Annotated in this window: 21 protein-coding genes, 2 tRNA genes and 1 pseudogene; 21 read left to right on the top strand and 3 right to left on the bottom strand. The window is 71.5% G+C overall.

Annotation, left to right across the window (positions count from 1 at the left end; genetic code table 11):
• The 6 genes from AB0447_RS25180 to galE form a co-directional block, all read left to right on the top strand.
• Positions 1–3739 (top strand): Rne/Rng family ribonuclease (locus AB0447_RS25180; protein ID WP_366479010.1); only part of this gene is annotated, 3739 nt, incomplete at its 5' end.
• A 281-nt stretch (positions 3740–4020) separates the two neighbouring features.
• On the top strand, positions 4021–4341 hold the full coding sequence (gene rplU / locus AB0447_RS25175) for a 50S ribosomal protein L21 (RefSeq protein WP_114036861.1): 321 nt from the start codon (positions 4021–4023) through the stop codon (positions 4339–4341).
• A gap of 13 nt (positions 4342–4354) precedes the next feature.
• Positions 4355–4609, top strand: a complete 255-nt coding sequence (gene rpmA, locus AB0447_RS25170) for a 50S ribosomal protein L27 (RefSeq protein WP_008738950.1) — start codon at positions 4355–4357, stop codon at positions 4607–4609.
• A 138-nt stretch (positions 4610–4747) separates the two neighbouring features.
• On the top strand, positions 4748–6193 hold the full coding sequence (gene obgE / locus AB0447_RS25165) for a GTPase ObgE (protein WP_366479009.1): 1446 nt from the start codon (positions 4748–4750) through the stop codon (positions 6191–6193).
• Positions 6194–6227: 34 nt separating this feature from the next.
• Positions 6228–7835, top strand: coding sequence for a glycosyltransferase (locus AB0447_RS25160; protein WP_366479008.1), 1608 nt, complete (start codon positions 6228–6230; stop codon positions 7833–7835).
• A 26-nt stretch (positions 7836–7861) separates the two neighbouring features.
• Positions 7862–8857 (top strand): UDP-glucose 4-epimerase GalE, encoded by a 996-nt coding sequence (gene galE / locus AB0447_RS25155; RefSeq protein ID WP_366479007.1) that lies wholly within the window; start codon positions 7862–7864, stop codon positions 8855–8857.
• Between the two features lie 66 nt (positions 8858–8923).
• Here galE and AB0447_RS25150 read toward each other — a convergent pair whose 3' ends face one another.
• Together AB0447_RS25150 and AB0447_RS25145 are read right to left on the bottom strand one after the other, a co-directional pair.
• Entirely contained in the window at positions 8924–10078 is a 1155-nt protein-coding gene (locus tag AB0447_RS25150) for a glycosyltransferase (RefSeq protein ID WP_366479006.1), read from the bottom strand.
• Positions 10075–12945: a bifunctional glycosyltransferase family 2 protein/CDP-glycerol:glycerophosphate glycerophosphotransferase gene (locus AB0447_RS25145; RefSeq protein WP_366479032.1), complete on the bottom strand. Its 2871-nt coding sequence runs from the start codon at positions 12943–12945 to the stop codon at positions 10075–10077. Before AB0447_RS25145 ends, AB0447_RS25150 begins: the two co-directional genes overlap by 4 nt.
• Before the next feature lie 128 nt (positions 12946–13073).
• Between AB0447_RS25145 and AB0447_RS25140 the strand changes: the two genes are divergently transcribed.
• From AB0447_RS25140 to AB0447_RS25110, 7 genes and pseudogenes are all read left to right on the top strand, one after another.
• Positions 13074–14015, top strand: coding sequence for a glycosyltransferase family 2 protein (locus AB0447_RS25140; RefSeq protein WP_366479005.1), 942 nt, complete (start codon positions 13074–13076; stop codon positions 14013–14015).
• A complete protein-coding gene (locus tag AB0447_RS25135; RefSeq protein WP_366479004.1) occupies positions 14012–14443 on the top strand; it encodes a GtrA family protein in 432 nt (143 codons plus the stop codon). Before AB0447_RS25140 ends, AB0447_RS25135 begins: the two co-directional genes overlap by 4 nt.
• A 185-nt stretch (positions 14444–14628) precedes the next feature.
• Positions 14629–15717 carry a glutamate 5-kinase gene (gene proB / locus AB0447_RS25130; protein ID WP_366479031.1) on the top strand — a complete coding sequence of 363 codons (1089 nt, stop codon included), beginning with the start codon at positions 14629–14631 and terminating at the stop codon, positions 15715–15717.
• 96 nt (positions 15718–15813) lie between these two features.
• Entirely contained in the window at positions 15814–16200 is a 387-nt protein-coding gene (locus tag AB0447_RS25125) for a hypothetical protein (RefSeq protein WP_366479030.1), read from the top strand.
• Positions 16201–16476: 276 nt separating this feature from the next.
• Positions 16477–17769: pseudogene (locus tag AB0447_RS25120) on the top strand (glutamate-5-semialdehyde dehydrogenase); the annotation flags it as partial.
• Between the two features lie 77 nt (positions 17770–17846).
• Positions 17847–18404 (top strand): hypothetical protein, encoded by a 558-nt coding sequence (locus tag AB0447_RS25115; protein WP_366479003.1) that lies wholly within the window; start codon positions 17847–17849, stop codon positions 18402–18404.
• 34 nt (positions 18405–18438) lie between these two features.
• A complete protein-coding gene (locus AB0447_RS25110; RefSeq protein ID WP_366479002.1) occupies positions 18439–19611 on the top strand; it encodes a hypothetical protein in 1173 nt (390 codons plus the stop codon).
• Here AB0447_RS25110 and AB0447_RS25105 read toward each other — a convergent pair.
• Positions 19595–20710, bottom strand: coding sequence for a M48 family metallopeptidase (locus AB0447_RS25105; RefSeq protein WP_366479001.1), 1116 nt, complete (start codon positions 20708–20710; stop codon positions 19595–19597). The two genes, AB0447_RS25110 and AB0447_RS25105, sit on opposite strands and share 17 nt — an antisense overlap.
• Before the next feature lie 142 nt (positions 20711–20852).
• Here AB0447_RS25105 and AB0447_RS25100 point away from each other — a divergent pair, with 142 nt between their 5' ends.
• The 8 genes from AB0447_RS25100 to AB0447_RS25065 all read left to right on the top strand — a co-directional run bounded on the left by AB0447_RS25100 (position 20853) and on the right by AB0447_RS25065 (position 25298).
• Positions 20853–21020, top strand: coding sequence for a hypothetical protein (locus AB0447_RS25100; protein ID WP_366479000.1), 168 nt, complete (start codon positions 20853–20855; stop codon positions 21018–21020).
• Positions 21021–21070: 50 nt separating this feature from the next.
• Positions 21071–21688: a nicotinate-nucleotide adenylyltransferase gene (nadD, locus tag AB0447_RS25095; RefSeq protein WP_366478999.1), complete on the top strand. Its 618-nt coding sequence runs from the start codon at positions 21071–21073 to the stop codon at positions 21686–21688.
• Between the two features lie 25 nt (positions 21689–21713).
• The gene (locus AB0447_RS25090; protein ID WP_366478998.1) at positions 21714–23360 is read left to right on the top strand and encodes an LCP family protein; all 1647 of its coding nucleotides are present in this window, start codon (positions 21714–21716) and stop codon (positions 23358–23360) included.
• A gap of 84 nt (positions 23361–23444) precedes the next feature.
• On the top strand, positions 23445–23891 hold the full coding sequence (rsfS, locus tag AB0447_RS25085) for a ribosome silencing factor (RefSeq protein WP_366478997.1): 447 nt from the start codon (positions 23445–23447) through the stop codon (positions 23889–23891).
• Positions 23888–24535 carry a histidine phosphatase family protein gene (locus AB0447_RS25080; RefSeq protein ID WP_366479029.1) on the top strand — a complete coding sequence of 216 codons (648 nt, stop codon included), beginning with the start codon at positions 23888–23890 and terminating at the stop codon, positions 24533–24535. The genes rsfS and AB0447_RS25080 overlap by 4 nt, the downstream gene beginning before the upstream one ends.
• 112 nt (positions 24536–24647) lie before the next feature.
• Positions 24648–24720: transfer RNA gene (locus AB0447_RS25075), tRNA-Ala, on the top strand.
• Positions 24721–24863: 143 nt separating this feature from the next.
• Positions 24864–25097 (top strand): hypothetical protein, encoded by a 234-nt coding sequence (locus AB0447_RS25070; protein WP_366478996.1) that lies wholly within the window; start codon positions 24864–24866, stop codon positions 25095–25097.
• A 128-nt stretch (positions 25098–25225) separates the two neighbouring features.
• Positions 25226–25298: transfer RNA gene (locus tag AB0447_RS25065), tRNA-Ala, on the top strand.
• Positions 25299–25370 lie beyond the last annotated feature (72 nt).

The following is a 25370-nucleotide window of genomic DNA, read 5'->3' as shown; positions in this document are numbered from 1 at the left end:
CGCCGAGGCCGCTCCGGCCGCTCCGGCCGTGGAAGAGGCTGCTGCCCCGGCTCCCCGTGCGCGTCGTCGTGCGACCCGTGCCGCGACCGCTCCGGCCGCCGAGGCCGAGGCTCCGGCCGCTGCCGCGGTCGTCGAGGAGCCTGCGGTGGAGGAGGCCCCGAAGGGCCGTACCCGCCGCCGTGCCACCCGTTCGGTGACGGCGCCCGCCGCCGAGACCGAGGCCGCTGCTCCCGCCGAGGCCGCTCCGGCCGCTCCGGCCGTGGAAGAGGCTGCTGCCCCGGCTCCCCGTGCGCGTCGTCGTGCGACCCGTGCCGCGACCGCTCCGGTCGCCGAGGCTCCGGCCGTCGAGGCCGAGGCTCCGGCCGCTGCCGCGGTCGTCGAGGAAGCTCCGGTGGAGGAGGCCCCGAAGGGCCGTACCCGCCGTCGCGCCACCCGTTCGGTGACGGCGCCCGCCGCCGAGACCGAGCCGGCCGCCGCCCCCGCCGTCGAGGAGCCGAAGGAGGCGAAGGAGGCCGCCAAGGCGACCGTCACCGTCGCCGACGCCATCGACGCCCCCAAGGGCCGCACCCGCCGCCGCGCCACCCGCGCCACCGCCGCCGCACAGCCGGCCGAGCCGGCCGCCGCCGCCCAGCCGGAGCCCGAAGCCGCCCCCGCGCCGCGCAGCCGCCGTGCCGTGCGCCCCGCCGTAGCCGTGTTCCAGGCGCCGGTCTTCACCGAGCCGATGTTCCAGACCCCGGAGACCGCCGCCGCGGCCGCCGCTGCCGCCGCCGCGCAGATCGAGGCGGAGGAGGCCGAGGAGGAGCTCGAGGTCGAGGCCGAGGCCGTCGCCGAGGTCCAGGCCCCGGTCGAGCAGCCCGCCGGCCGCCGTCGCCGCCGCCGTGGCGGTGCCGTCGCGCCGGAGCCGGTCGTCGAGCCCGAGCCCGCCGCAGCCGTCCCGGCCGAGGTCGAGGCCGAGGCCGAGGCCGCAGAGCTGGAGGAAGAGGAAGCCGACGAGTCGGGCGAGCGCCCGTCCCGCCGCCGTCGCCGGGGCGGCCGTCGCCGCCGCCGGGGCGAGGCCGCCGAGTTCGAGGGTGGCGCCGCCGACGAGGACGAGGAGGCCGAAGAGGCCGAGGGCGCCGAGCAGGACGAGGACGAGGAGGAGTCCGAGGAGGGCGCCGGCCTCGGTTCCAGCTCCAGCCGTCGCCGTCGCCGTCGCCGCCGTCGCTCCGGTGACACCGGTGTCGAGGCCGAGGCCGGCGAAGAGGACGGCGTCCGTACGGTCGTCAAGGTCCGCGAGCCCCGCCCGGCCCGCGAGAAGGCGGAGTCCGGTCTGAGCACGGACGAGGTGCAGTCCATCAAGGGCTCCACCCGCCTGGAGGCCAAGAAGCAGCGCCGCCGCGAGGGCCGCGAGCAGGGCCGCCGCCGCGTCCCGATCATCACCGAGGCCGAGTTCCTGGCCCGCCGTGAGGCCGTCGAGCGCGTCATGGTCGTCCGCCAGAACGGCGAGCGCACCCAGATCGGCGTCCTCGAGGACAACGTGCTCGTCGAGCACTACGTCAACAAGGAAGAAGCCACCTCGTACGTCGGCAACGTCTACCTGGGCAAGGTCCAGAACGTGCTGCCGTCGATGGAGGCCGCCTTCATCGACATCGGCAAGGGCCGCAACGCGGTCCTGTACGCCGGTGAAGTCAACTTCGAGGCGCTCGGCATGGCCAACGGGCCGCGCCGCATCGAGTCCGCCCTCAAGTCCGGCCAGTCGGTCCTGGTGCAGGTCACCAAGGACCCGATCGGCCACAAGGGCGCCCGCCTGACGAGCCAGGTCTCGCTGCCCGGCCGCTACCTGGTCTACGTGCCCGAGGGCTCGATGACCGGTATCAGCCGCAAGCTGCCCGACACCGAGCGTGCCCGCCTGAAGACCATCCTCAAGAAGATCGTCCCCGAGGACGCGGGCGTCATCGTGCGCACCGCCGCCGAGGGTGCGAGCGAGGACGAGCTGCGCCGCGACGTCGAGCGTCTGCAGGCCCAGTGGGAGGACATCCAGAAGAAGTCCAAGCAGATCTCGACCTCGTCGCCGAGCCTGCTGTACGGCGAGCCGGACATGACCGTCCGCGTCGTGCGCGACATCTTCAACGAGGACTTCTCGAAGGTCATCGTCAGCGGTGACGGTGCCTGGGAGACCATCCACGGCTACGTCAACCACGTGGCCCCGGACCTGTCCGACCGGCTGTCCCGCTGGACCTCCGAGGTCGACGTCTTCGCGACGTACCGGATCGACGAGCAGCTCGCCAAGGCGCTCGACCGCAAGGTGTGGCTGCCCTCCGGCGGCTCCCTCGTGATCGACAAGACCGAGGCGATGATCGTCATCGACGTCAACACCGGAAAGTTCACCGGTCAGGGCGGCAACCTCGAGGAGACCGTCACCCGGAACAACCTGGAGGCGGCCGAGGAGATCGTGCGCCAGCTGCGGCTGCGCGACCTCGGCGGCATCGTCGTCATCGACTTCATCGACATGGTGCTGGAGTCCAACCGGGACCTGGTGCTGCGGCGCATGCTGGAGTGCCTGGGCCGGGACCGTACGAAGCACCAGGTCGCCGAGGTCACCTCGCTGGGCCTGGTCCAGATGACCCGCAAGCGGGTGGGCCAGGGCCTGCTGGAGTCCTTCTCCGAGACCTGTGTCCACTGCAACGGGCGCGGTGTGATCGTGCACATGGAGCAGCCGGCCGGGATCGGCGGCGGCGGCAACGGCAAGCGTTCGAAGAAGCGCGGCCGGGGCCACGAGCTGGAGCACGACCACGCGGTCGAGGCCGTGGAGACGGTCGAGGCCGTCGAGACGGCGGCCGAGGTCGAGGCCGAGGTCGCCGAGCCGCTGGCGCTTCCGGAGCCCTCGTTCGTCCCGGACGAGGAGCTCTACAGCAGCCCGGCCGAGGCGGAGGCCGCGGCCGGACTGTCCGGCCGTCGCAGCCGCCGCCGGGCCACCCGCAAGGCCACCGCTCCGGCGGGCGCTCCCCGCGCCGCTGCCGCAGCCGCCGCGCCGGTCGCCGAGGCCCCGGTCGTCGAGCCGGTCCCGGTCGTCGAGCCGGTCGTGGAGGCCGAGCCGGTGACCGAGCCGGCGGAGACCGTCCTGGAGCCGGCCTCCGAGGTCGTCGCCGAGGCCGTCGAGGCCGCGGAGACGGTCGAGGCCGCGCCGAAGGGCCGTACCCGGCGCCGGGCGACCCGTAAGGCGACCGCCCCGGCGGGCGCCCCGAAGCCGGTGGAGACGGTCCTGGAGACCGTTGCTCCGGCCGAGGCGCCGGCTGCCGAGCCCGTCGCTGCCGAGCCGGTCGCCGCCGAGCCCGTTGCGGTCGCCGCGGAGCCCGCTCCGCAGCCGGTCGCCGAGGAGGCTCCGGCCGAGCCGGCCCGTCCGCGGCGCCGGGCGACCCGTAAGGCCACCGCCCCGGCCGGCTCCCCGGCGGGTGCCGAGGCCGCTGTCGTGGTCGTGACGGCTCCGGAGGCTCCGGCCGCCGCCGAGCCCGAGGCCCCGGCCGCCGAGGCCGCGGAAGCGGCTCCGGCCAAGAAGACGGCCGCCCGCAAGACGGCCGCCAAGAAGGCCCCGGCGAAGAAGGCGACGGCCGCCAAGAAGACGGCCGCCACCAAGAAGACGGCGGCCGCGAAGAAGACGACGACGGCGAAGAAGACCGTGAAGAAGGCGGCGACGAAGAAGACCGCGGCGGCGGAGCAGCAGACGCTCCCGTCCGTCTCGGCCTCCACCGAAGACGCCTGACCGCACGCTCCACACGCGTCAGCGGCCCTGCCCGGGCACCCCGAGGGGTGCCCGGGCAGGGCCGTACCGTCGTCTCCCCGGGGGTCCCCGGTGCGGCCCGTCAGCCCGGTTTGACCTGGCGAAGCTGCGGCACGTAACCTTGCACGTCGGCGTGTCTACGTGCGCGCCAGCTCCTGAGCACCTCACCTCCCGGGCTTCACGGCGCGGGGGAGGCCGCCCCGCGATTCGGCGGGGGTCGGCTGGCTTCAGGAGTTCCCGAATCGAGCGAGAGAGAGATCCGCGTGTACGCCATCGTGCGCAGCGGTGGTCGCCAGCACAAGGTTGCTGTCGGCGACATCGTTGAAGTTGACAAGATTTCCACTGCCAAGGTTGGCGACACGGTCGAGCTCTCGACCCTGCTCGTTGTCGACGGCGACGCCGTGACCAGCGACCCGTGGGTCCTGGCGGGCATCAAGGTCACGGCCGAGGTCGTGGACCACCACAAGGGCGCCAAGATCGACATCCTGCGCTACAAGAACAAGACCGGCTACCGCCGTCGCCAGGGTCACCGCCAGCAGTACACGGCGATCAAGGTCACCGGCATTCCGACGGCTGCGAAGTAAGAGGGACTGAGCAATGGCACACAAGAAGGGCGCATCGTCCACCCGGAACGGTCGCGACTCCAATGCCCAGCGGCTCGGCGTGAAGCGCTTCGGCGGTCAGGTCGTTTCCGCCGGTGAGATCCTCGTCCGCCAGCGCGGCACCCACTTCCACCCGGGCGCCGGTGTCGGCCGTGGTGGCGACGACACGCTGTTCGCCCTGCAGGCCGGCGCGGTGCAGTTCGGCACCCACCGTGGCCGCAAGGTCGTGAACATCGTTCCGGCCGCCTGATCTTCTGATCAAGGCGTTCGCAACTTACCGAGGGCGGATCCCAGTCTTCCCGGCCATGCCGGGAAGCTGGTCCGCCCTCGGGGCGTTACACAGGCTGTAGCGCACAGGACTTTTCCGTAAAAATCTGGAGGAACAACCATGACCACCTTCGTGGACCGCGTCGAGCTGCACGTCGCCGCGGGTAACGGAGGCCACGGCTGCGCCTCCGTTCACCGGGAGAAGTTCAAGCCGCTCGGCGGCCCCGACGGCGGTAACGGCGGCCGTGGCGGCGATGTGATCCTGGTCGTCGACCAGGCCATCACCACCCTGCTCGAGTACCACCACAGCCCCCACCGCAAGGCCACCAACGGCAAGCCGGGCGAGGGCGGCAACCGCTCCGGCAAGGACGGCACGGACCTGATCCTCACCGTCCCGGACGGCACCGTCGTCCTCGACAAGGAGGGCAACGTCCTCGCCGACCTGGTCGGCCAGGGCACCACCTACGTCGCCGCCGAGGGCGGCCGCGGCGGCCTCGGCAACGCCGCACTGTCCTCCGCCCGCCGCAAGGCGCCCGGCTTCGCCCTGCTCGGCGAGCCCGGCAGGTCCGGTGACATCGTCCTGGAGCTCAAGACCGTCGCCGACGTGGCGCTGGTCGGCTACCCGAGCGCCGGCAAGTCCTCGCTGATCTCGGTGCTCTCCGCCGCCAAGCCGAAGATCGCCGACTACCCGTTCACCACCCTGGTCCCCAACCTGGGCGTGGTCACCGCCGGCTCCACCGTCTACACCATCGCCGACGTCCCCGGCCTGATCCCCGGCGCCAGCCAGGGCCGCGGCCTGGGCCTGGAGTTCCTCCGGCACGTCGAGCGCTGTTCCGTGCTGGTGCACGTCCTGGACACCGCGACCCTGGAGTCCGACCGCGACCCGGTCTCCGACCTCGACGTCATCGAGGAGGAGCTCAAGCTGTACGGCGGCGGCCTGGAGAAGCGCCCGCGCCTCGTCGTCCTCAACAAGGTCGACATCCCGGACGGCCAGGACCTCGCCGAGATGATCCGCCCCGAGCTGGAGGAGCGCGGCTACAAGGTCTTCGAGGTGTCGGCCGTGGCCCGCACCGGCCTGAAGGAACTCTCCTTCGCCCTCGCCGAGATCGTCGCCAAGGCGCGCGCCCGCAAGCCCAAGGAGGAGGCGACCCGCGTCGTCATCCGTCCGAAGGCCGTGGACGACAGCGGCTTCACCGTCGTCTACGACGAGGCGGAGGACCTGTACCGGGTGCGCGGCGAGAAGCCGGAGCGCTGGGTCCGCCAGACCGACTTCAACAACGACGAGGCCGTGGGCTACCTCGCCGACCGCCTCAACCGCCTGGGTGTCGAGACCGAGCTGATGAAGGCCGGTGCCCGTGCGGGCGACGGCGTGGCCATCGGCCCCGACGAGAACGCGGTCGTCTTCGACTGGGAGCCGACCGTGATGGCGGGCGCCGAGATGCTCGGCCGCCGTGGCGAGGACCACCGCCTGGACGCCCCCCGCCCGGCCACCCAGCGCCGCAAGGAGAAGGAAGCCCAGCGCGGCGACGCCGCCCAGCGGGAGTTCGACGAGTTCCGTCCCTTCTGAGGGGACCCCTCGGAGCTCCCGTAGGATCGGGCCGGTGAGCAACCCAAGCGTCAGCGTCGTCGTGATCGCGTACAACGACGCCGGGCTCGTGGGCGAGGCCGTTTCGTCGGCACTCGCCCAGGGCCCGGCCGTCGGCGAGGTCATCGCGGTCAACGACAACTCGTCCGACGGCACCGCCCGGGTGCTGGACGGACTGGCCGCCGCACACCCCCGCCTGCGGGTGATCCACCGCACGGAGAACAGCGGCGGCTGCGGCACCCCCCGCAACGACGGCATCGCGGCCGCCACCGGCCCCTACGTCCTCTTCCTGGACAGCGACGACATCCTGCCGCCGGGCGCGGCCGAGGCCCTGCTGCGGGCCGCCGAGCGGCACCGGGCGCAGGTCACCGTCGGCGCCTGCGTGCGCCGGGAGCTGCCGCAGGGCAACGACGTGCCGTGGATGCCCGGCCTGTACACCGCGGGCGACGTCATCGAGCGGCCCGCGGACCGGCCCGAACTGGTCCGCGACACCCTCTGCGTCAACAAGCTCTACCGGCGCGACTTCCTCGACGAGCACGGCATCCGCTTCCCCGACGGCCGCTTCGTCTACGAGGACTTCGTCTTCACCGCCGAGGTGCTGGCCGCCGGCCCCCGCATCGCGGTGATCGACGACCTGGTCTACGTCTGGCACGTGCGGCGCAGCGCCGCCCAGGTCTCCATCTCGCTGGACCGCAAGGACGTCGGCAACTGGCAGTCCCGCATCGAGGCCCACCGCCGGGCCGCCGGGATCCTCGGCGGCTCCTCGAAGGAGCTCGGGCAGGCCTGCGCCGTCAAGTTCCTCGAGTACGACCTCCGCATGTACCTGCGCGAGCTGGGCAAGGACCCCGACTACCGGGCCGCCTGGTGGCAGCTGACCCGCGCGTACCTCGACACCTTCGACGAGGCCGCCGTCGAGGCCGCCGCCGCCAAGGCCCGCTGGATCGTCCGGGTGCTGCGCGCGGCCCCCGCCCCGCCTGCCGACGTCGAGCGCCTCACCCGGTTCGCCGCCGAGCCGCCCCGCCTGCTGCCCCCGTACGCGACGGCCCCCGACGGCCGGCCGGTGTGGAGCGCGGAGCTGCCCGCCGAGCTCGACGGGCTGGACGTCCTGCCGCCGGCCGAGCTGCCCGTCACCGTCGATGCCGAACCGGCCGGGTCGGGCGCCCTCACCGTTCGCGTCCACGACCTGTACGGGCGGCTGGCCGCGGCCGGCCCGCGCACCGCACAGCTGCGCTTCCTGCCCCGTACGGGCGGCGAGCCGGTCAGTGGCCGGCCGGTGGAGCTGCAGCTCGCCGCGGACGGCACCTGGACGGCCGAACTGCCCTTCAAACCGGCCGCGCTGGCCGTCATCGGCCGCCGCCAAGGGCTGCGCGGCATGCAGGCCTGGGACCTCCGGGTCGGCGTGGAGTGTGCCGACGGGAGCTCCCTGGTCACCTCCCTGCGCCCGCTCGGTGACCTGCTGCGTCGTCGGGCGCTGCCCAGCAGCCGGTACGGTGTTCTGCTGGCGCAGCCGTACCGGACGGCCGCCGGATCGCTCGCACTGCGGCTGGCGCCCGGCGCCGACGGCGCGGCCAATCTCGTACGCAACCGCCTCCGCAGGGCCCGGATGGGCCGCGGGGCACGCTAGACAACGGACAGGACTCAGGAGACCCCATGACGTTTCTGATCACCGGTGGCGCCGGATACATCGGCTCGCATGTCGTCCGCGCGATGCTGCTCGCGGGGGAGAAGGTCGTCGTCTTCGACGACCTGTCCACGGGCAACGAGGACCGTGTCCCGGAGGGCGTCCCACTGGTGATCGGCTCGGTCCTGGACCGGCTGGCGCTGGACGAGGCCATCCGCGAACACAAGATCACCGGCGTGGTGCACCTGGCCGGCAAGAAGCAGGTCGGCGAGTCCGTCGAGAAGCCGCTGTACTACTACCACGAGAACGTGGAGGGCCTGCAGGTCCTGCTGGGCGCGGTCGCCGCGGCCGGCATCCGCAACTTCCTGTTCTCCTCCTCGGCCTCCGTGTACGGCATGCCGGACGTGGACTCGGTCACCGAGGACACCCCCTGCGCCCCGCTCAGCCCGTACGGCGAGACCAAGCTGGCCGGCGAGTGGCTGGTCCGGGCGGCCGGCAAGGCGTACGGCATCTCCACCGCCTGCCTTCGCTACTTCAACGTGGCCGGTGCCGCGGCCCCCGAGCTCGCCGACACCGGTGTGTTCAACCTGGTCCCGATGGTTTTCGAGCGGTTCGACCAGGGCGAGGGCGCCCGGATCTTCGGCGACGACTACCCGACCCCGGACGGCACCTGCATCCGCGACTACATCCACGTCGAGGACCTCGCGGACGCCCACCTGGTGGCCGCCCGCAAGCTCGCCCAGTGGGCCGCGGCCGGCGACTACAAGGACCTGACCGTGAACATCGGCCGCGGCGAGGGCGTCTCCGTCCGCGAGATGGTCGAGCTGCTCAACGAGAACACGGGGCACAGCCACGCCCCGGTCGTCACCCCGCGCCGTCCCGGCGACCCGGCGAAGGTGGTGGCCTCGGCCGACCGGATCGCCGCCGAGCTGGGCTGGAAGGCCCGCCACGACGTCCGCGAGATGATCGCCTCGGCCTGGGCGGGCTGGCAGGCCAACAAGACCGCCGTCCACCACGAGCGCTGATCCCCCGTACGACGAAGCCGCCCGCCCCGGTCTCCCGGGGCGGGCGGCTTTTCGTACGGGCCGGGATCAGCGCTGCAGGAAGGCGAACAGCTCTTCCCACCGGTCGGTGATCTCGGGGCTGGAGTAGCGCTTCACATCGCGGAAGGCGGCGTCGCCCAGCCGGTCCCGGAGGTTCCGGTCGGACATCAGCCGGTCCAGGTGCCCGGCCAGCTCCATCGTGTTGCCCAGCCGGGCCAGCAGCCCGTCCTCGCCGTGCGACACGATCTCGCGGACGCCCGGGGCGCAGTCGAAGGCCACCGGCGGCACGCCCGCCGCCATCGCCTCCAGCAGGGTGATGGGGAAGCCCTCCGCCCGGGACGCCTGGGCGAACACCGAGGCCCCCTGCAGTGCGCCCAGCACATCGGAGGTGCTGCCCATCCACTCGACCGAGTCGTCCAGGCCCAGCGAGGTGCAGTACGCCCGCAGCGTCGGCTCCTCCGCGCCCGCGCCGTAGATCCGCAGCGTCCAGTCCGGGTGCTGCGGAGCCGCCTCGGACCAGGCGTCCAGGAGCAGGTCCACGCCCTTCTCGAAGGCGAGGCGGCCGACCGAGGCCACCACCTTCGCCTCGCGCGGGGCGGGGGCGTCCGGCATGAACGGCAGCGGGTTCGGCATGGAGCCCACGTTGTCCATCCCGGAGCGGATCCACAGGTCCGCGTCCTCCGGGGTGAGCACCAGCAGCCGGTCCACGTCCTTGTAGAACCGGCGGACCCGGGCCGCCCGCGAGGACTTGTGGCTGGCCTCGTACGACTCGTGGCTCATCCCGATGACGGTGAGCCCCTTGGTGTCGGCGAGCGCCACCCACTCCATCGCCCAGACCTGCGTGCAGATCACCACGGCACCCGGCGCCGCCGCCCGGAACAGGGTGTTCAGCTTCTCGGCCTGCTCGCGCATCCCGGCCCGGCGGGCCGCCTGGCGGCGCCGCTCGGGGGCGTTCAGCTTCCCCTTGAGGCCGCGCAGTGCGCGCGGCGAGGGGGGCCGTACGTCGTACAGGGTGGTTGCCTCGTACGGCAGTCCGGCCGGGAACTGCTGGCGGATCGACTCCTCCACCGGCGCGATGCCGATGACGTGCACCCGGTGGCCGCGGTCGCTGAGCAGCCGGGCCATCTGGTGCGACCAGGTGGTCACACCGCCGATCTCGTCGACGCTGTTGGAGACGAAAAAGACGTCACGGCCCTGGCTCACTTGCCGCTCTCCTTGAAGAACTTCTCGACGATCTGGCGGGCGGCGTCACCGCGGTCGTACTCACCGAACTCGGCGAGGAAACGCTGCCGCGCATCCGCGTACTTGGCGTCCGCCTCCTCGAAGGCGGCGATCGCCTGGAGCAGTTCGTCCGCCGTGGCCACCACCGGGCCGGGCGCCTTCTCCTTGAGATCGAAGTAGGTGCCGCGGATGTCCGTCGCGTACGCCTCGTAGTCGTAGGCGAAGAACAGCATCGGCCGGTCCAGGACCGCGTAGTCGAACATCACGGACGAGTAGTCGGTGATCAGACCGTCGGCCAGGGCCAGCAGCGGGGTGATGTCGTGGTGCTTGGACACGTCGATGACCCGGCCCGCCACCGACGGCGGCAGGGTGACGCTGTTCAGGTAGTGGGTGCGCACCAGCAGGGTGAAACGGTCCCCCAGCTGCTCGGCGAACTCCTCGACGTCGAAGGGGAACTCGAAGCCCTCCACCGAACCGTCCGCGGCGGCCCGGAAGGTCGGCGCGTACAGCAGCACCTTCTTCTCCGGGTCGATGCCCAGATCGGCCGCGAGCGGTCCGCGCACCCGCTCCCCGCTGTCCGTCTCCGCGCGGTGGGCCGCCACCAGGGCGTCGTTGCGCGGGTAGCCGGTGCGCAGCAGCACCTCGTCGCGCAGCCGGAAGCCCTTGGCGAGGGTGCGGGCGTCGTGCTCGGAGCGGATGAGGAAGTGGTCGAAGCGGTCCACGGCCTTCTGGAACTTGGCCTGCCCGTCCTGGCCGAGCGCCTTGGTGCGCGGCTCGTGGAAGCCCATCCGCTTGAGCGCCGAGCCGTGCCAGGTCTGGATGTAGGTGGTGCCCGGCCGCTTGGCCAGGGCCAGCGGGAAGCCCTGGTTGTCGATCCAGAACTCGGCCTGGGCCAGCGCCCGCAGGTACTGCCAGCTCCACCGCTTGACCAGGGTGGCCTCCTTGGGGAAGCCGGTGGGCTTGGCGCCCGCGTACGACCAGACGGCCTCGAACGGGACGCCCTGCCGGACCATTTCCTCGTAGATCGCCTTGGGGCTGTCGCTGAACTGCTTGCCCATGTGGCTCTCGAAGACGACCAGGCCCTTCTTGACGGGCAGCTTCGAGAAGACCTCGTGGTAGGCCTTCACCTTCTGCTCGCCGGAGCCGATGTTCCGCTTGGTCTTCAGGGCCTTCTTCAGGCTCCGCTTCACAAGGCCGGCTGCTCTGCCGTGCATCGCGTTGTTGATCAGCGACTGGGTGCGGACGGCGGCCGCGCCCTCGGCGGTGAGCACGTAGGAGAGGTTGCCCTTCTTGGTGATCTCCGGCTCGAAGCGGTCGGAGACCAGTCGGGTCAGCCGGGGGCGGACCCGCAGCGCGGCCGCCTCCTCCAGGTCGACCCCGCCGACCGCGACCCGGGTGGTGATCCGGGCGCCGCCGGCCGTCAGCTTCAGGCGGACGTCCCACACCGCGTCGATGATGCCGAGCGGGCGGACGGTCCGGCCGACATCGGCCTTCACGGTCCACTCGATCGTGTCACCGGCGTGCACCAGCGTCTCCACCGGGAAGCTGAACGACTTCACACCGATCTGCCGGCGGGCCCGGAACTCCAGCTCCGCCTTCAGCGGGGCGTCCGCCGCGATCCGCCCCAGCGGGTTGACGACCGCGCCGGACATCGTGACCGTGCCGCGCCCGTCGTCCTCGTACGAGGTCAGCCGGTTGCCCAGGGCGAGCGAGCCGAGCGGGGCGGTGTGGAGGCCCTGCTCGGTGACGTCCAGTATCCGGCGGGCCTCGGCGTCGTCCAGATGCTCGCCGCACCAGTAGATGCGGCCGTCGCGCTCCGCGAGCGCGGAGGTGAGCCGGCCCCGGTTGGTCATCGACTCGGCGGCCGGGATCAGGTTCTCCCAGTCCTCCTTGCCGAGCAGGTAGGCGCAGATCGCCTGGAGGTGGTTGACGTGGTCGTACGCGGCCGGGTCGATGCCCTCCAGGTAGCCGTTGGCCAGCCGGGCGAACTCCTGCCGGTAGTCGTCGTCCACCAGGTGCAGGTCGCGCAGGTGCAGCACCAGGTCGTGCTTGAGGAACTTGGTGTCCTTGGCCGACTTGATCTCGTCGTGGCCCTTGGACTCGAGGAGCTCGTCGACCCGGCGGTGGATCTCCATGCGGTGCACGAAGTTCGCGATCTCGTGGCGCCGGTTGCTGATCGACTTGGCGGCGGCCTTCTCGACCACGTTCCAGAAGTAGACGTGGTTGGGGATCAGCGTGATCCGGCTCGCGGCGACGTACGCCTGCGCGGAGAACAGCAGGTCCTCGTAGTGGATGCCGACCGGGAACTCGAGGCCCTGCTCCAGCAGGAACGCGCGCCGGTAGCACTTGTTCGTCGAGAGGGTGTCGTAGACCAGCAGGTCCGGGTACTCGGTGATGGACTCCAGGGTCCGGGTGCGCGAGTAGATCCACGGGTACCACTCGGTGGTCTTGCCCCACCGGTTGTCGAGGTGGACGCGCACGCACATGCCCGAGACGAGGTCGGAGCCGGTCCGCTCGGCGGCCTCCAGCATGTTCCGGCAGGCGTTCCGCTCCAGGACGTCGTCACTGTCCAGGAACATGACGTACGTGCCGGTGGCCTGCTGGATGCCGTGATTGCGGGGGGCTCCGCAGCCGCCGCTGTTCTGCGGCAGCCGGAAGGCGCGCACTCTGCCCGGATGCGCTGCTTCGAGACCCTGCGCCACCTCGAACGACCGGTCCTTGCTGCAGTCGTCGACGATCACGACCTCGACCCCGTGCAGGGTCTGGTCCAGAACCGACTGGACGGCTGTCGGCAGACGCTCTGCGTCGTTGTAGACGATGACGACCACGGAGACGTCAGGCACGTGCACCTCGATCCCTATTTGTTCCGTTCCGCTCAACCCGTCAAAGCTACCCTGTGTTGCCCTCGACTCCGGCAGCCGACCTGCGGGCGTGCATACTTCTAGGGCATGCGGATCTGACCCAGCAGGAAGTGTTCATGACGAAGCTGTCCGTAGTCGTTCCTTGCTACAACGAAGAAGCGGTCATCGACAGCTTCGACCTCGAGATCCGCAAGGTCCTCGACTCCCTCCCCGTCGAGTACGAGGTCTGCTACGTCGACGACGGCAGCCGCGACGGCACGCTGTCCAAGCTCCGCAAGATCGCCGAGGTGAACCCGGAGCAGACCCGCTACGTCTCCTTCAGCCGCAACTTCGGCAAGGAGGCCGGCATGCTCGCCGGCCTGCGCGAGGCCACCGGCGACGCCGTCGTCATCATGGACGCCGACCTCCAGCACCCGCCGGAGCTGATCGGCAAGATGCTGGACCTCTACGCGCTCGGCCACGACCAGATCATCGCCCGCCGCAACCGCGAGGGCGACAAGAAGGTCCGCAGCGCCCTGAGCCGCCTCTACTACCGCATGGTCAACAGCTGGGTCGACGTCGAGCTCACCGACGGGGTCGGCGACTTCCGGCTGCTCTCCCGCCCGGCCGTCGACGCGCTCCTCTCGCTCCAGGAGTACAACCGCTTCTCCAAGGGCCTGTTCTCCTGGATCGGCTTCGACACGATCACGTTCGACTACCAGAACGCGCAGCGCGAAGCCGGCGAGACCAAGTGGAAGTTCGGCTCCCTGCTGAACTACGCCATGGACGGGCTGATCTCCTTCAACAACCGTCCGCTGCGCCTGGCCATCTGGCTGGGGGCGGCACTGACGGCGGTCGGCGCCCTCTACACCCTGTGGATCATCATCCAGGCGCTGACCACCGGAGTCACCACTCCCGGTTACGTCACCCTCGTCGCGATCATCGTCGGCCTGGGCGGCGTCCAGATGAGCATGCTCGGCCTGATCGGCGAGTACATCGGCCGCATCTACTACGAGACCAAGCGCCGCCCGCACTTCCTGGTGAAGGAATCCCACGGCGTCGACCCGGACGCCCAGTGAGCCCCGTGAAGGACCAGCTCGGCCAGATCATCCGCTTCGGCCTGGTCGGCGGCGTCAACACCGGCACCTTCTTCGGCATCTACCTGCTCCTGCACCCGTGGATGCCGTACTTCGCCGCGTACACCCTCGCCTTCGTGCTGTCGATGATCGGGTCGTTCTTCATGAACACCTACTTCACCTACCGCACCAAGCCCACCTGGAAGAAGTTCCTGCTCTTCCCGCTGACGAACGTCACCAACTACGTCATCCAGTCCGTGGGCCTGTACGCCCTGGTGACCTGGGCCGGCATGAACACCAAGATCGCCCCGCTGGTCGCCGCCGTGGTCGCGATCCCGTTCACCTTCCTGCTCTCCCGCAAGATCCTGGTACCCGGCGCCCGCGCGGGCACCGGGGACACGGAGCCGGCCCGCAGCACGTCCACGGTCTGAAACCGGAAGGCGGCCCCTCCCCGCAACCCCGTAAATTGAGCAGCAGGCAGGCAGCAGGACATTCGCTCAATACGCTCAGCGGGCAAGGGGAGAACGTGGCAGGGGCAAGTCAGGGTGTCGCGGCGGCCCGAAGGGCCTCGTTCGAGGGCGGTGGGCGACGGGAGGGCGTCGTCGACGCCCGCAGGATCGTCGTCAAGGTCGGCTCCTCCTCCCTCACCACCGCGGCCGGCGGACTCGACGCCGACCGGGTGGACGCGCTGGTCGACGTCCTCGCCAAGGCGCGCAGCGGCGGCGAGAAGGAGATCGTGCTGGTCTCCAGCGGCGCCATCGCCGCCGGACTCGCCCCGCTCGGACTGCGCCGCCGCCCCAAGGACCTGGCCCGGCAGCAGGCCGCCGCCAGCGTCGGCCAGGGCCTGCTGGTCGCCCGGTACACCGCCTCCTTCGCCCGGTACGGCGTACGCGTCGGCCAAGTGCTGCTGACCACCGACGACACCAGCCGGCGGGCCCACTACCGCAACGCCTACCGCACCCTGGACCAGCTGCTGGAGATGGGCGCCCTGCCCGTCGTCAACGAGAACGACACCGTGGCCACGGACGAGATCCGCTTCGGCGACAACGACCGCCTCGCGGCCCTCGTCGCCCACCTGGTCCGCGCGGACCTCCTCGTCCTCCTCTCGGACGTCGACGGCCTCTACGACGGCGACCCGTCCCTCGAAGGCACCACCCGGATCGACGAGGTCCGCGGACCCGAGGACATCGCCCACGTCTCCATCGGCAGCGCCGGCAAGGCGGGCGTCGGGACCGGCGGCATGGTCACCAAGGTGGAGGCGGCCCGGATCGCCGCCGCCGCGGGCATCCCGGTCGTCCTCACCTCCGCCAGCCAGGCCGCCGACGCCCTCGCCGGCCGCACCACCGGCACCCTCTTCCACGCCACCGGCCGCCGCTCCGCCGACCGCCTCCTGTGGCTCCAGCACGCCTCCACCCCCCAGGGCCACCTGGTCCTCGACGACGGCGCGGTCCGCGCGGTCACCGAGCGCGGCAGCAGCCTCCTCCCGGCCGGCATCGCGGCGGTCGAGGGCGACTTCACCGCCGGCGACCCCGTGGAACTGCGCTCCGCCGACGGCCGGCCGATCGCCCGGGGCCTGGTCAACTTCGACGCGAAGGAGCTCCCGCAGCTGCTGGGGCGCTCCACTCGCGAGCTCGCACGGGAACTCGGACCGGAGTACGAACGCGAGGTCGTCCACCGGGACGATCTGGTTCTGCTGCAGGGCTGAGGTTCTGCAAAACCGCCGCAAGGCGGGCCGGGGACTGGTCAACTGTGGGTGGCGGGCACACACGCAGGGCAGAGGAGGCGACTGGTGAGACGAGCGCTGACCAGCGTCGCGGGCGGCGGCGGTGAGGAAGAGGACCCGGACGCGTCCCGCCTGTGGCACATCACCCTCAGCGTCTCCGGCAAGCCGGTGCCACTGGTGGAGGTCCGGCGCGGCCTGCAGCAGCTGGCCCACGACCACCCCTTCCTGCTCACCAGCCGGTACGCCGACGACCACGCGGAGATCCGCTACTGGGAGGAGGCCCGCGACCTCCACGACGCGGCGGCCGTCGCCCTCCGCCTCTGGGGCGAACACCGCTCCTCGGCGCAGCTGCCGCCCTGGGAGATCGTCGGCCTGGAGGTCATCGACCGCGCGACCTACCACCAACGCGTAGCCGAGGGCTACGGCCCACCCCCGGCCCACCCGGTGGGTGTCCACCCGTACTGACCCGAACGTTCCGCCCGGCCCGGCAACCTGGACCGTTGCGCGGGGCTTCCCCCACCCCGCCCCTTCCCGAAACCGGCGGCTCCGCCCCGGACCCGGCGGGGGCTGAGCGTTTCCGGCCTCGCCGGCGTTTGAGGCGCGGGGTCTGGGGCGGAGCCCCAGTTCGGGAAGGGGCGGGTAGGGGAAAGGCTCCGCGCAGCGGTCCGGCCGCCGAGGCGGCGGCCGTAGCCGGACACCGTCTCGCGGGGTGAAACCCCGTCGGCCGGGCCACGGTCGAGGACTACCCTGGGCGGCATGACCTCGCTCGATGCCGCCACCTCTCCCGTCCTCGCCACCGCCCAGCGGTCCCGCACGGCCGCCGCCGCCCTCGCCCCCCTCCCGCGCTCCGCCAAGGACACCGCCCTGCTGGCGATCGCGGACGCCCTGGAGGCCCGTACCTCCGAGATCGTCGAGGCCAACGCGCAGGACATCGCGAAGGCCAGGGCCGCCGGCACCAGCGAGACCGTCATCGACCGCCTCACCCTCACCCCCGAGCGCGTCGCAGCCATCGCCTCCGACGTGCGCGACGTCGCCGCCCTCCCCGACCCCGTCGGCGAGGTCGTCCGCGGCTCCACCCTCCCCAACGGCATCGACCTCCGCCAGATCCGCGTCCCCCTCGGCGTCGTCGGCATCATCTACGAGGCCCGCCCCAACGTCACCGTGGACGCCGCCGCCCTCTGCCTGAAGTCCGGCAACGCGGTCCTGCTCCGCGGCTCCTCCTCCGCGTACGCCTCCAACACCGCCCTCGTCGGCATCCTCCGCGACGCCGTCGAGAGCACCGGCATCCCCGCCGACGCCATCCAGCTGGTCCCCGGCGAGTCCCGCGACTCCGTGCGCGAGCTGATGCGCGCCCGCGGCCTCGTCGACGTCCTCATCCCGCGCGGCGGCGCCTCCCTCATCAAGACCGTGGTGGAGGAGTCCACCGTCCCGGTCATCGAGACCGGCACCGGCAACTGCCACGTCTACGTCGACGCGCAGGCCGACCTCGACATGGCCGTGCAGATCCTCGTCAACTCCAAGGCCAGCCGGCCCTCCGTCTGCAACGCCGCCGAGACCCTCCTCGTCCACCAGGACGTCGCAGACGCCTTCCTGCCGCTCGCCCTCGATGCGCTCGCCGACGCCGGCGTCACCGTCCACGGCGACGCCCGGATCCTCGCGGCCGCCGAGAACACCAAGGCGACCGCCCTGCCCGCCACCGACGAGGACTGGGCCGCCGAGTACCTCTCGTACGACATCGCCGCCGCCGTGGTCGGCTCCCTCGACGAGGCCGTGGCCCACATCCGCCGCTGGACCTCCGGGCACACCGAGGCCATCGTCACCACCTCGCAGGCCGCGGCCCGCCGCTTCACCCAGCTGGTCGACTCGACCACGGTCGCCGTGAATGCCTCCACCCGGTTCACCGACGGTGGCCAGTTCGGCTTCGGCGCGGAGATCGGCATCTCCACCCAGAAGCTGCACGCCCGGGGCCCCATGGGCCTCCCCGAGCTCACCTCGACCAAGTACATCGTCACCGGCGACGGTCACGTGCGGTAACCACCGGGCAGACTCCGCGTGGCCGAATTCCGGTCCATGCCCTGCCCAAAACCGCTGCCCAGGTCTACGCTGGATCCGTGCCGGACGACGTGGGGGGCAAGCCGTTCCCGGACCACGGGGAACCCGACGACGACCGCGGAGGCGCGGATCAGGACTTCGCCTCCGTGGTGTTCGACGAGGACTTCGTCCGGAGCGCCGAGATCCATGAGCCGAGCGCCGCCGAGCGGCTGCGCGAGGCGGAGGCGGCGCGCGCCGTCGCGGGCGGCCGCCCGGGCGACGAGGACCCCTTCGACGCCTACCCGTACGGCCACCCGGACGGGTACGGACCCGGCGAAGCCCCGGACGACGGCTACGACAGCCCGTACGGCTACGGCTACGGAACGGGCTACGGCTACGACCCGTACGGAGCCTACGGCGGTGCCCTGCGCCCCTACCGCGGCCGGTCCCGCTGGCTGCGGCCGGTCGCCTGGGTGCTCGCCGTCGTGATGGGCATCGGCATGGTCGCGCTGGCCTTCATCGCGGTCTACCGGAGCGCCTCCGGCGATTCCGGCCAGGCCCCGCCCCCCGCCAGGACCCCCCTGACCGAAGTCAGAGGCGATGGCGCGTTTACGCACCCGGTCGGCCGCCAACCCTGAAGGTACGACCCCCTCCCGGAGCAGGGAGACGCGCATGGCCGTGCCAGGAGATCCACCTGACGGCACCCCCGACGGAATCGGCGGTGGCGAGGACGAGTACCGGTCGGACGAATACCGGTCGGTGGTGTTCGACGAGGACTTCATCCGGGCTGCCCGCCTCCAGGAGTACTCCGCCGACGAGCGCATGGGCGAGCACGCGCGCGCCGTGCGCAGCCGCTCCCTGTGGTCCTCCGGTGCGGGCCGCGGCACCGGCACCCCCGGCCGGGGCGCCCGGCAGGGCATGCTGCTGGTGCTGCTCATCGCGCTGGCCTTCGCCGCGGCCGTCTACATGGGCATGCGGAACCCGTACGTCGTGCCGGCCGGCGGGACCACCGACCCGCTGGCCAGCACGGTGGTCCCGCTCGCCCCCGCCGACACCGTGCCCGGCGGCCGGCCCGCCGACCTGTACGCGAAGAGCCCGGCGGCCCAGTACCGGGTCGGGGCGGCCGGCATCACCCTCCCGGCCGTGCGCCGCACCCCGCACTTCTCCGACACCCAGGTGGTCACCGCCCTGTCGGTCGCCAAGGACTACCTGGTGCAGTCCGCCCTGGACCCCGACGTGCTGGCCGGCGCCGCCACCCGCCCGGTACGGGTGCTGGTCGACCCCGACCAGCTGGAGCAGTTCGACCTCAGCATGAGCGCACCGAGCGGCGACGGCCGGCACGCCGCCACCGGCTGGCTGGTCCGCTTCGACCCGGCCACCGCCCTGCTGGCGGACTCCCGGGTCCGGGTGCACGGCACGCTGGCCTTCGAGGAAGTGACCCCGGACGTCCTGGAGGTCACCTCCGACCACGTGTTCGTGTACGCCGTCCGCCCGGCCGCCGCCGGACCGCCGTCCGACGCCGAAGGGGCCTCGCTGTTCACCGTCCGGCGCGAGCTGCGGATGCGCTTCGACCGCGAGGACCTGGTGGCCCGCCGCGCCGAACTGCTGTCGGCCTATGTGATGGCCGGACCGCAGGACTGCGCGGCCGATCCGGCCGGCAGCTTCAAACCGCTGCCGGCCGGGGCCAAGGCCACCACGGTGGGCCCGCCGGCCACCGACCCCCACACGGGCGGCCAGGGGCGCCGCGCGGCCGGGCTGTGCGGCGTACTGGCCACGCAGGCCCAGCCGACCTCGACGCCGGCGGCCCCCGTCGAGCCCGCCGCGCCGGTCAGTCCCGGCTCGTAGGACCCGCGTCCTTCCCGCCGGAGCCGGAACCGGAGCCGGAACCGGAGCCCGAGCCGCCGGACCCCGAACCCGAGCCGCCGCCGGTGAACCTGTCGCGCAGCGAGCCGGCCAGATCGCCCGCCCCGCCCGCGATGTCGCCCACCAGCTTCATCAGCGGGTCCTTGCTGGTGCGCACCGAGTCCGCGTAGTGCGAGGCGGACTGCCGGAAGGAGTCCGTCACCGAGGTGTCCTTGTCCTCCTCGCGGCGCGGGTAGTGCCCGTCCATGATCCGCTGGTAGTCGCGGTGCTCCGACCACTTCTTCAGCTCCGCCGCCCGCACCGTGGTGAAGGGGTGGGTCCGCGGCAGCATGTTGAGGATCTTCAGCACGGAGTCGCGCAGGTCACCGCTGGACTCGTACTCCTCGGCCTGCGCCAGGAACGCGTCCACGTTCATCTCGTGCAGGTGGTTGCCGCCCGCGATCTTCATCAGGCCCCGCATCGAGGCCTGCAGGTCCTGCCCCACCAGCAGCCCGGCCCGGTCCGCCGACAGCTCGGACTTGCGGAACCACTCGCGCAGCGCGGTGACGATCGCCATGATCGCCACATTGCCCAGCGGGATCCAGGCGACCTTGAGCGCCAGGTTCGTCAGGAACAGCAGGATCGTCCGGTACACCGCGTGCCCCGACAGCGCGTGGCCCACCTCGTGGCCCACGACCGCCCGCATCTCCTCCTCGTCGAGCAGCTCGACCAGGCCCGTGGTGACCACGATGATCGGCTCGTCCAGGCCGATGCACATGGCATTCGGCTTCGGGTCCTGCTGCACGTACATCTGCGGGACCTTCTCCAGGTCCAGGATGTAGCAGGCGTCCCGGAGCATCGCGTACAGGTGCGGGAACTGGGCGTCGCCCACCCGCACCGAGTCCGACAGGAACAGCAGCCGCAGACTCCGCTCGGGCAGCAGCCCGCTCAGCGCCTTGAACACCGTGTCGAAACCGCTCAGCTTGCGCAGCGCCACCAGAGCCGACCGGTCCGCCGGATGCTCGTACGCCCGCGAGGAGATCCCCGGGAACCTCCTCCGCTCCCGCGCCGGCACCTTCTGGAATCCCGCCGTGTCACTCATCGCGCCCTCCCCCTTGATCGGACTGCCTCGCCATACGTCTATCCTCTCCAACGCCTGAGTCGGCGTGAGCGTGCCCCAGGCACCCGCATACGATGTGAGCGAAGTCTCCGCCCGCACCCCCGACCCGATAGGTACCTGCCTGATGAGCCTCCCCACCACCGCCCAGAGCCTGGTTCTCCTCGCCTCTGAGGAGGTCGAGAAGCACGGCGGCAACCACGACAGCCTGAACCCGTACCTCACCGGCGGCGGCGCGCTCTTCGTGCTGCTCCTGATGCTGTGGGTGACCACCCGTCTCAACCGCGACCGCTAGTCCCACCGCGACGGAAGCACGGCGGCCCCGGGCCGGTATGGTCTGCGCTCATGGGAGAGCAGGAGATGCCTACCGGTCCGGTCAAGCGCCGGCTCGGCGTGATGGGCGGGACATTCGACCCGATCCACCACGGACACCTGGTGGCCGCGAGCGAGGTGGCCGCCCTTTTCCACCTGGACGAGGTGGTCTTCGTACCCACGGGCGAGCCGTGGCAGAAGTCCCAGCGGGCGGTTTCCCCCGCCGAGGACCGCTATCTGATGACGGTCATCGCGACGGCCTCCAACCCGCAGTTCTCGGTGAGCCGCATCGACATCGACCGCGGCGGCCCGACGTACACCATCGACACCCTGCGTGACCTGCGGCGTCTCAACGACGACGCGGACCTGTTCTTCATCACGGGGGCGGACGCCCTGGCGCAGATCCTCACCTGGCGCGACGCCGAGGAGCTCTTCGCGCTCGCCCATTTCATCGGCGTCACCCGGCCCGGCCACCTGCTCACCGACGACGGCCTGCCCGAGGGCGGCGTGTCCCTGGTGGAGGTTCCGGCGCTGGCGATCTCCTCCACCGACTGCCGCATGCGCGTGGCCCAGGGGGACCCGGTCTGGTACCTGGTGCCGGACGGTGTGGTGCGGTACATCGACAAGCGAGAGCTGTACCGCGGAGCCTGAGGTTCCGCATGAGAGGGGCACCGCGGTGAGCGACCGACAGGAACCGCAGTTCATCGGCTACGACGCATACGGGCAGCCGGTGTACGGCCAGGTGCCCGCACAGCCCCCGCAGCAGCAGTACGACCAGCAGGCGTACCCGCAGCAGGCGTACGACGGGCAGCAGTACGGGTACGACGCGTACGGGCAGCCCCAGCAGCAGTACTACGGCTACGACCAGCAGGGGTACCAGCAGCAGGCCCAGCAGCCTCAGCCTCAGCAGTCCCAGCAGACCGGGTACCCCCAGCAGGCGCAGCAGAGCCGGCAGCAGTGGATCCCGCAGCAGGCGCCGGCCCCCGCGTCGGAGCCCGACCCCGAGCCCGCCCCCGAGTCGCCGCAGGTGCCGGAACAGCGCCGCACCCCCGACTACCGCACCGAGCAGTTCTCCTTCCTCGACCAGCCCGACGAGGACTCCGAGGACGTCATCGACTGGCTCAAGTTCACCGAGAGCCGCACCGAGCGCCGCGAGGAGGCCCGCCGGCGCGGCCGCAACCGCGTCGTCGCCCTGATCGTCGCCCTCGCCCTGTTCGTCGTCGGCGGCCTCGGCTACCTCTGGTACGCCGACAAGCTGCCCTTCCTCGACGGCCCGAAGGCAGGCGGCACGGCCGCCCCGACCGGACCGCAGAAGCGCGAGGTGATCGTCGTCCACCTGCACAACACCAAGAAGGGCGGCACCGCCACCGCGCTGCTGGTCGACAACGTCACCGCGAAGAAGGGCGCCACCGTCCTGCTGCCGAACGCGCTGAGCGTTCCCAAGGACGACGGCACCTCGGTCAATCTCGGCACCTCGGTGGCGGAGGACGGCCTCGGCGGCACCCGCGAGGCCCTCGACGCCATGCTCGGCACCCACATCGGCGGCACCTGGCGGCTGGACACCCCGTACCTGGAGAACCTCGTGGAGAGGATCGGCGGCATCGAGGTCGACACCGACACCGCCGTCCCCGCCGACGACAAGGCGAAGACCCCCGCCGTGGGCCAGGGTCCCAAGCAGAGCCTGAACGGCGCGATGGCCGTCGCGTACGCCACCCACCGCGGCCAGGGCGAGCCGGAGACCAAGCAGCTGGAGCGGTTCGGCAGGGTCCTCCTCGGCACCCTGCGCAAGATGCCGGGCGACGAGAGGGCTGCCGTCCAGACCGTCGAGTACCTGGGACAGATCCTGGACCCCTCGCTCACCGAGCAGGCACTCGGCGGCTCCCTGGCCAAGCTCGCCGAACACGCCAAGACCGGCGCCTACCGCACCGACCTGCTCCCGCTCAAGCCCGACGGCACCCTCGCCGACGGGGCCGGCCAGACGGTCGTCAAGGAGGTCCTCGGCGGCACCGTGACCGCCTCCCCGGACGCCTCCACGGCCCCGCGGGTCGGCCTCCGCAACGCCGCCGGGAACGACAAGGCCGTTCTGACGGCCAAGGCGGCGCTGGTCAACGGCGGCTACACGTTCGTCGACGGCGGCAAGGCCGCCCAGAGCCAGGGCGCCACCCAGATCACGTACGTGGACGAGGCACAGCGTCCGATGGCCGTCGAGGTCGCCAAGACGCTCGGCCTGCCGGAGACCGCGGTCAAGAAGGCCGGGGCCGAGGGCAACGCGGTGAACGCGGACGTCGTGGTGACCCTCGGCAAGGACTACAAGGCTCCCTGACGTGCGGCGGAGCAATGGCGTGGGCGGTGTCTGCCGCCCATGAGACCCTTGTAAGGATCTGCCCTCGACCCGAAAGCATGGCCAGTGACCGCCACGGACCGCTCCATCGAGCTCATCACCACCGCCGCCCAGGCGGCGGCCGACCGGCTCGCGCACGACATCATCGCGTACGACGTCAGCGACGTGCTGTCGATCACCGACGCCTTCCTCCTCGCCTCGGCGCCCAGCGACCGCCAGGTCAAGTCGATCGTCGACGAGATCGAAGAGCGGCTGCAGAAGGAGCTCGGCGCCAAGCCGGTGCGCCGGGAGGGCGACCGCGACGCCCGCTGGATCCTGCTCGACTACGTCGACATCGTCGTCCACGTGCAGCACAGCGAGGAGCGGGTCTTCTACGCGCTGGAGCGCCTCTGGAAGGACTGCCCCGAGATCGAGCTGCCCGAGGACGCCAAGCTGACCAAGGGCAAGGCGGAGGAGCACGCCAAGCTGCGTGCCGCTCAGGGCGATGACGACCTGGACGGTGATCTGTTCTGAGCACCCCCAGGAACGGCCGCAGGATCGTCCTGTGGCGGCACGGCCAGACCTCCTGGAACCTTGAGCGCCGATTCCAGGGCTCCACGGACATCGAGCTGACCGGGACCGGAGTGGCGCAGGCGCGCCGCTCCGCCCGGCTGCTCGCCTCGCTGCGGCCGGACGCCATCGTGGCCTCCGACCTCAAGCGGGCGGCGGCCACGGCCGCCGAGCTGGCCGCCGTCACCGGGCTCCGGGTCGAGCACGACCAGGCGCTGCGCGAGACGTACGCGGGCGAGTGGCAGGGCCTGACCCACGACGAGATCCTCGCCAAGTACGGCGAGCAGTACGCGGCGTGGAAGCGCGGCGAGCCGGTGCGCCGCGGTGGCGGCGAACTGGAGACCGAGGTCGCGGACCGCGCGGCCCCGGTGGTGCTGGAGCACGCCGCCCGCCTCCGTGAGAACGGCACGCTGGTCGTGGTCAGCCACGGCGGCACCATCCGCACCACCATCGGCCGGCTGCTGGGCCTGGACTCGTACTACTGGGAGGGTCTGGGCGGGCTCTCCAACTGCTGCTGGTCCGTGCTGGGCGAGGGCGCGCGGGGCTGGCGGCTGCTGGAGCACAACGCCGGCACCCTGCCGGAACCGGTGCTCGGCGACGACGACTGAGCCCCTCCGCGGGGCCGCCGACCCGGATTTCACTTTCCGGCAGGTCACAGGCTAGAGTTCTTCTTGTCCGCAGCGAGGACCGCAGGAAACAGCGGGAAGCGCGGCGGAGAGCGGGGCTATAGCTCAGTTGGTAGAGCGCCTGCATGGCATGCAGGAGGTCAGGAGTTCAATTCTCCTTAGCTCCACAATCAGGATCCCATCCCCAACAGGGGGTGGGATCCTCGGCGTTTCTCTCTGCTGACCAGCCATGCACCGGCATGGCAGAATCGGACGGCCGGAGGGGGAGACGACGGCCCGGACGGCTCTGAACGGGAGGGAGTCGCTGCGGATGGGTGCACACCGGCGGCGGTGCGACTGGTGCGACAACGGCACGCCGATCGTGCGGGACATGGAACCGGTCAACCTCGACTACCAGTACTGGTGCGAGGAATGCGCGCGGGCGCTGATCATAAAAGGCGACCCCATCGAGACCTACCGTGAGCTGGAAGGGGAGCCGATCTACGGCCGGCTGCTCGACGAGCACTGCACGCTGAAGCGCTTCTACCAGTTCGCCAGAGCGTGACGAATCGGGCATCTCGGGCTGGCGGGAAATCGATTTTTGGACCTGGGCCATGACCGTGTAATGTTCTCGATGTCGCCAGGGGGAACCGGCAAGGGAAACCGAGCAGGGGCCCGGCGGCAAAGAAGCAAGGGGCTATAGCTCAGTTGGTAGAGCGCCTGCATGGCATGCAGGAGGTCAGGAGTTCAATTCTCCTTAGCTCCACAGAAGAGAAGCGGGCCACCCGGATCGGGTGGCCCGCTTCTCGTTGTCCGGAACGGCCGAGCGGCCCCCGGG

Source organism: Streptomyces sp. NPDC051211 (genome assembly GCF_040689505.1).
Taxonomy (GTDB): Bacteria; Actinomycetota; Actinomycetes; order Streptomycetales; family Streptomycetaceae; genus Streptomyces.
Note: the sequence above shows the minus strand (reverse complement) of the source record. Positions and strands in the feature narration are given on the sequence as shown.

Coding starts and splice junctions, on each gene's coding strand:
- rpmA (WP_008738950.1), top strand. CDS start 4,355: ATGGCACACAAGAAGGGCGCATCGTCCACCCGGAACGGTCGCGACTCC.
- obgE (WP_366479009.1), top strand. CDS start 4,748: ATGACCACCTTCGTGGACCGCGTCGAGCTGCACGTCGCCGCGGGTAAC.
- galE (WP_366479007.1), top strand. CDS start 7,862: ATGACGTTTCTGATCACCGGTGGCGCCGGATACATCGGCTCGCATGTC.
- AB0447_RS25140 (WP_366479005.1), top strand. CDS start 13,074: ATGACGAAGCTGTCCGTAGTCGTTCCTTGCTACAACGAAGAAGCGGTC.
- AB0447_RS25110 (WP_366479002.1), top strand. CDS start 18,439: ATGGCCGTGCCAGGAGATCCACCTGACGGCACCCCCGACGGAATCGGC.
- AB0447_RS25105 (WP_366479001.1), bottom strand. CDS start 20,710: ATGAGTGACACGGCGGGATTCCAGAAGGTGCCGGCGCGGGAGCGGAGG.
- AB0447_RS25100 (WP_366479000.1), top strand. CDS start 20,853: ATGAGCCTCCCCACCACCGCCCAGAGCCTGGTTCTCCTCGCCTCTGAG.
- nadD (WP_366478999.1), top strand. CDS start 21,071: ATGGGAGAGCAGGAGATGCCTACCGGTCCGGTCAAGCGCCGGCTCGGC.
- AB0447_RS25070 (WP_366478996.1), top strand. CDS start 24,864: ATGGGTGCACACCGGCGGCGGTGCGACTGGTGCGACAACGGCACGCCG.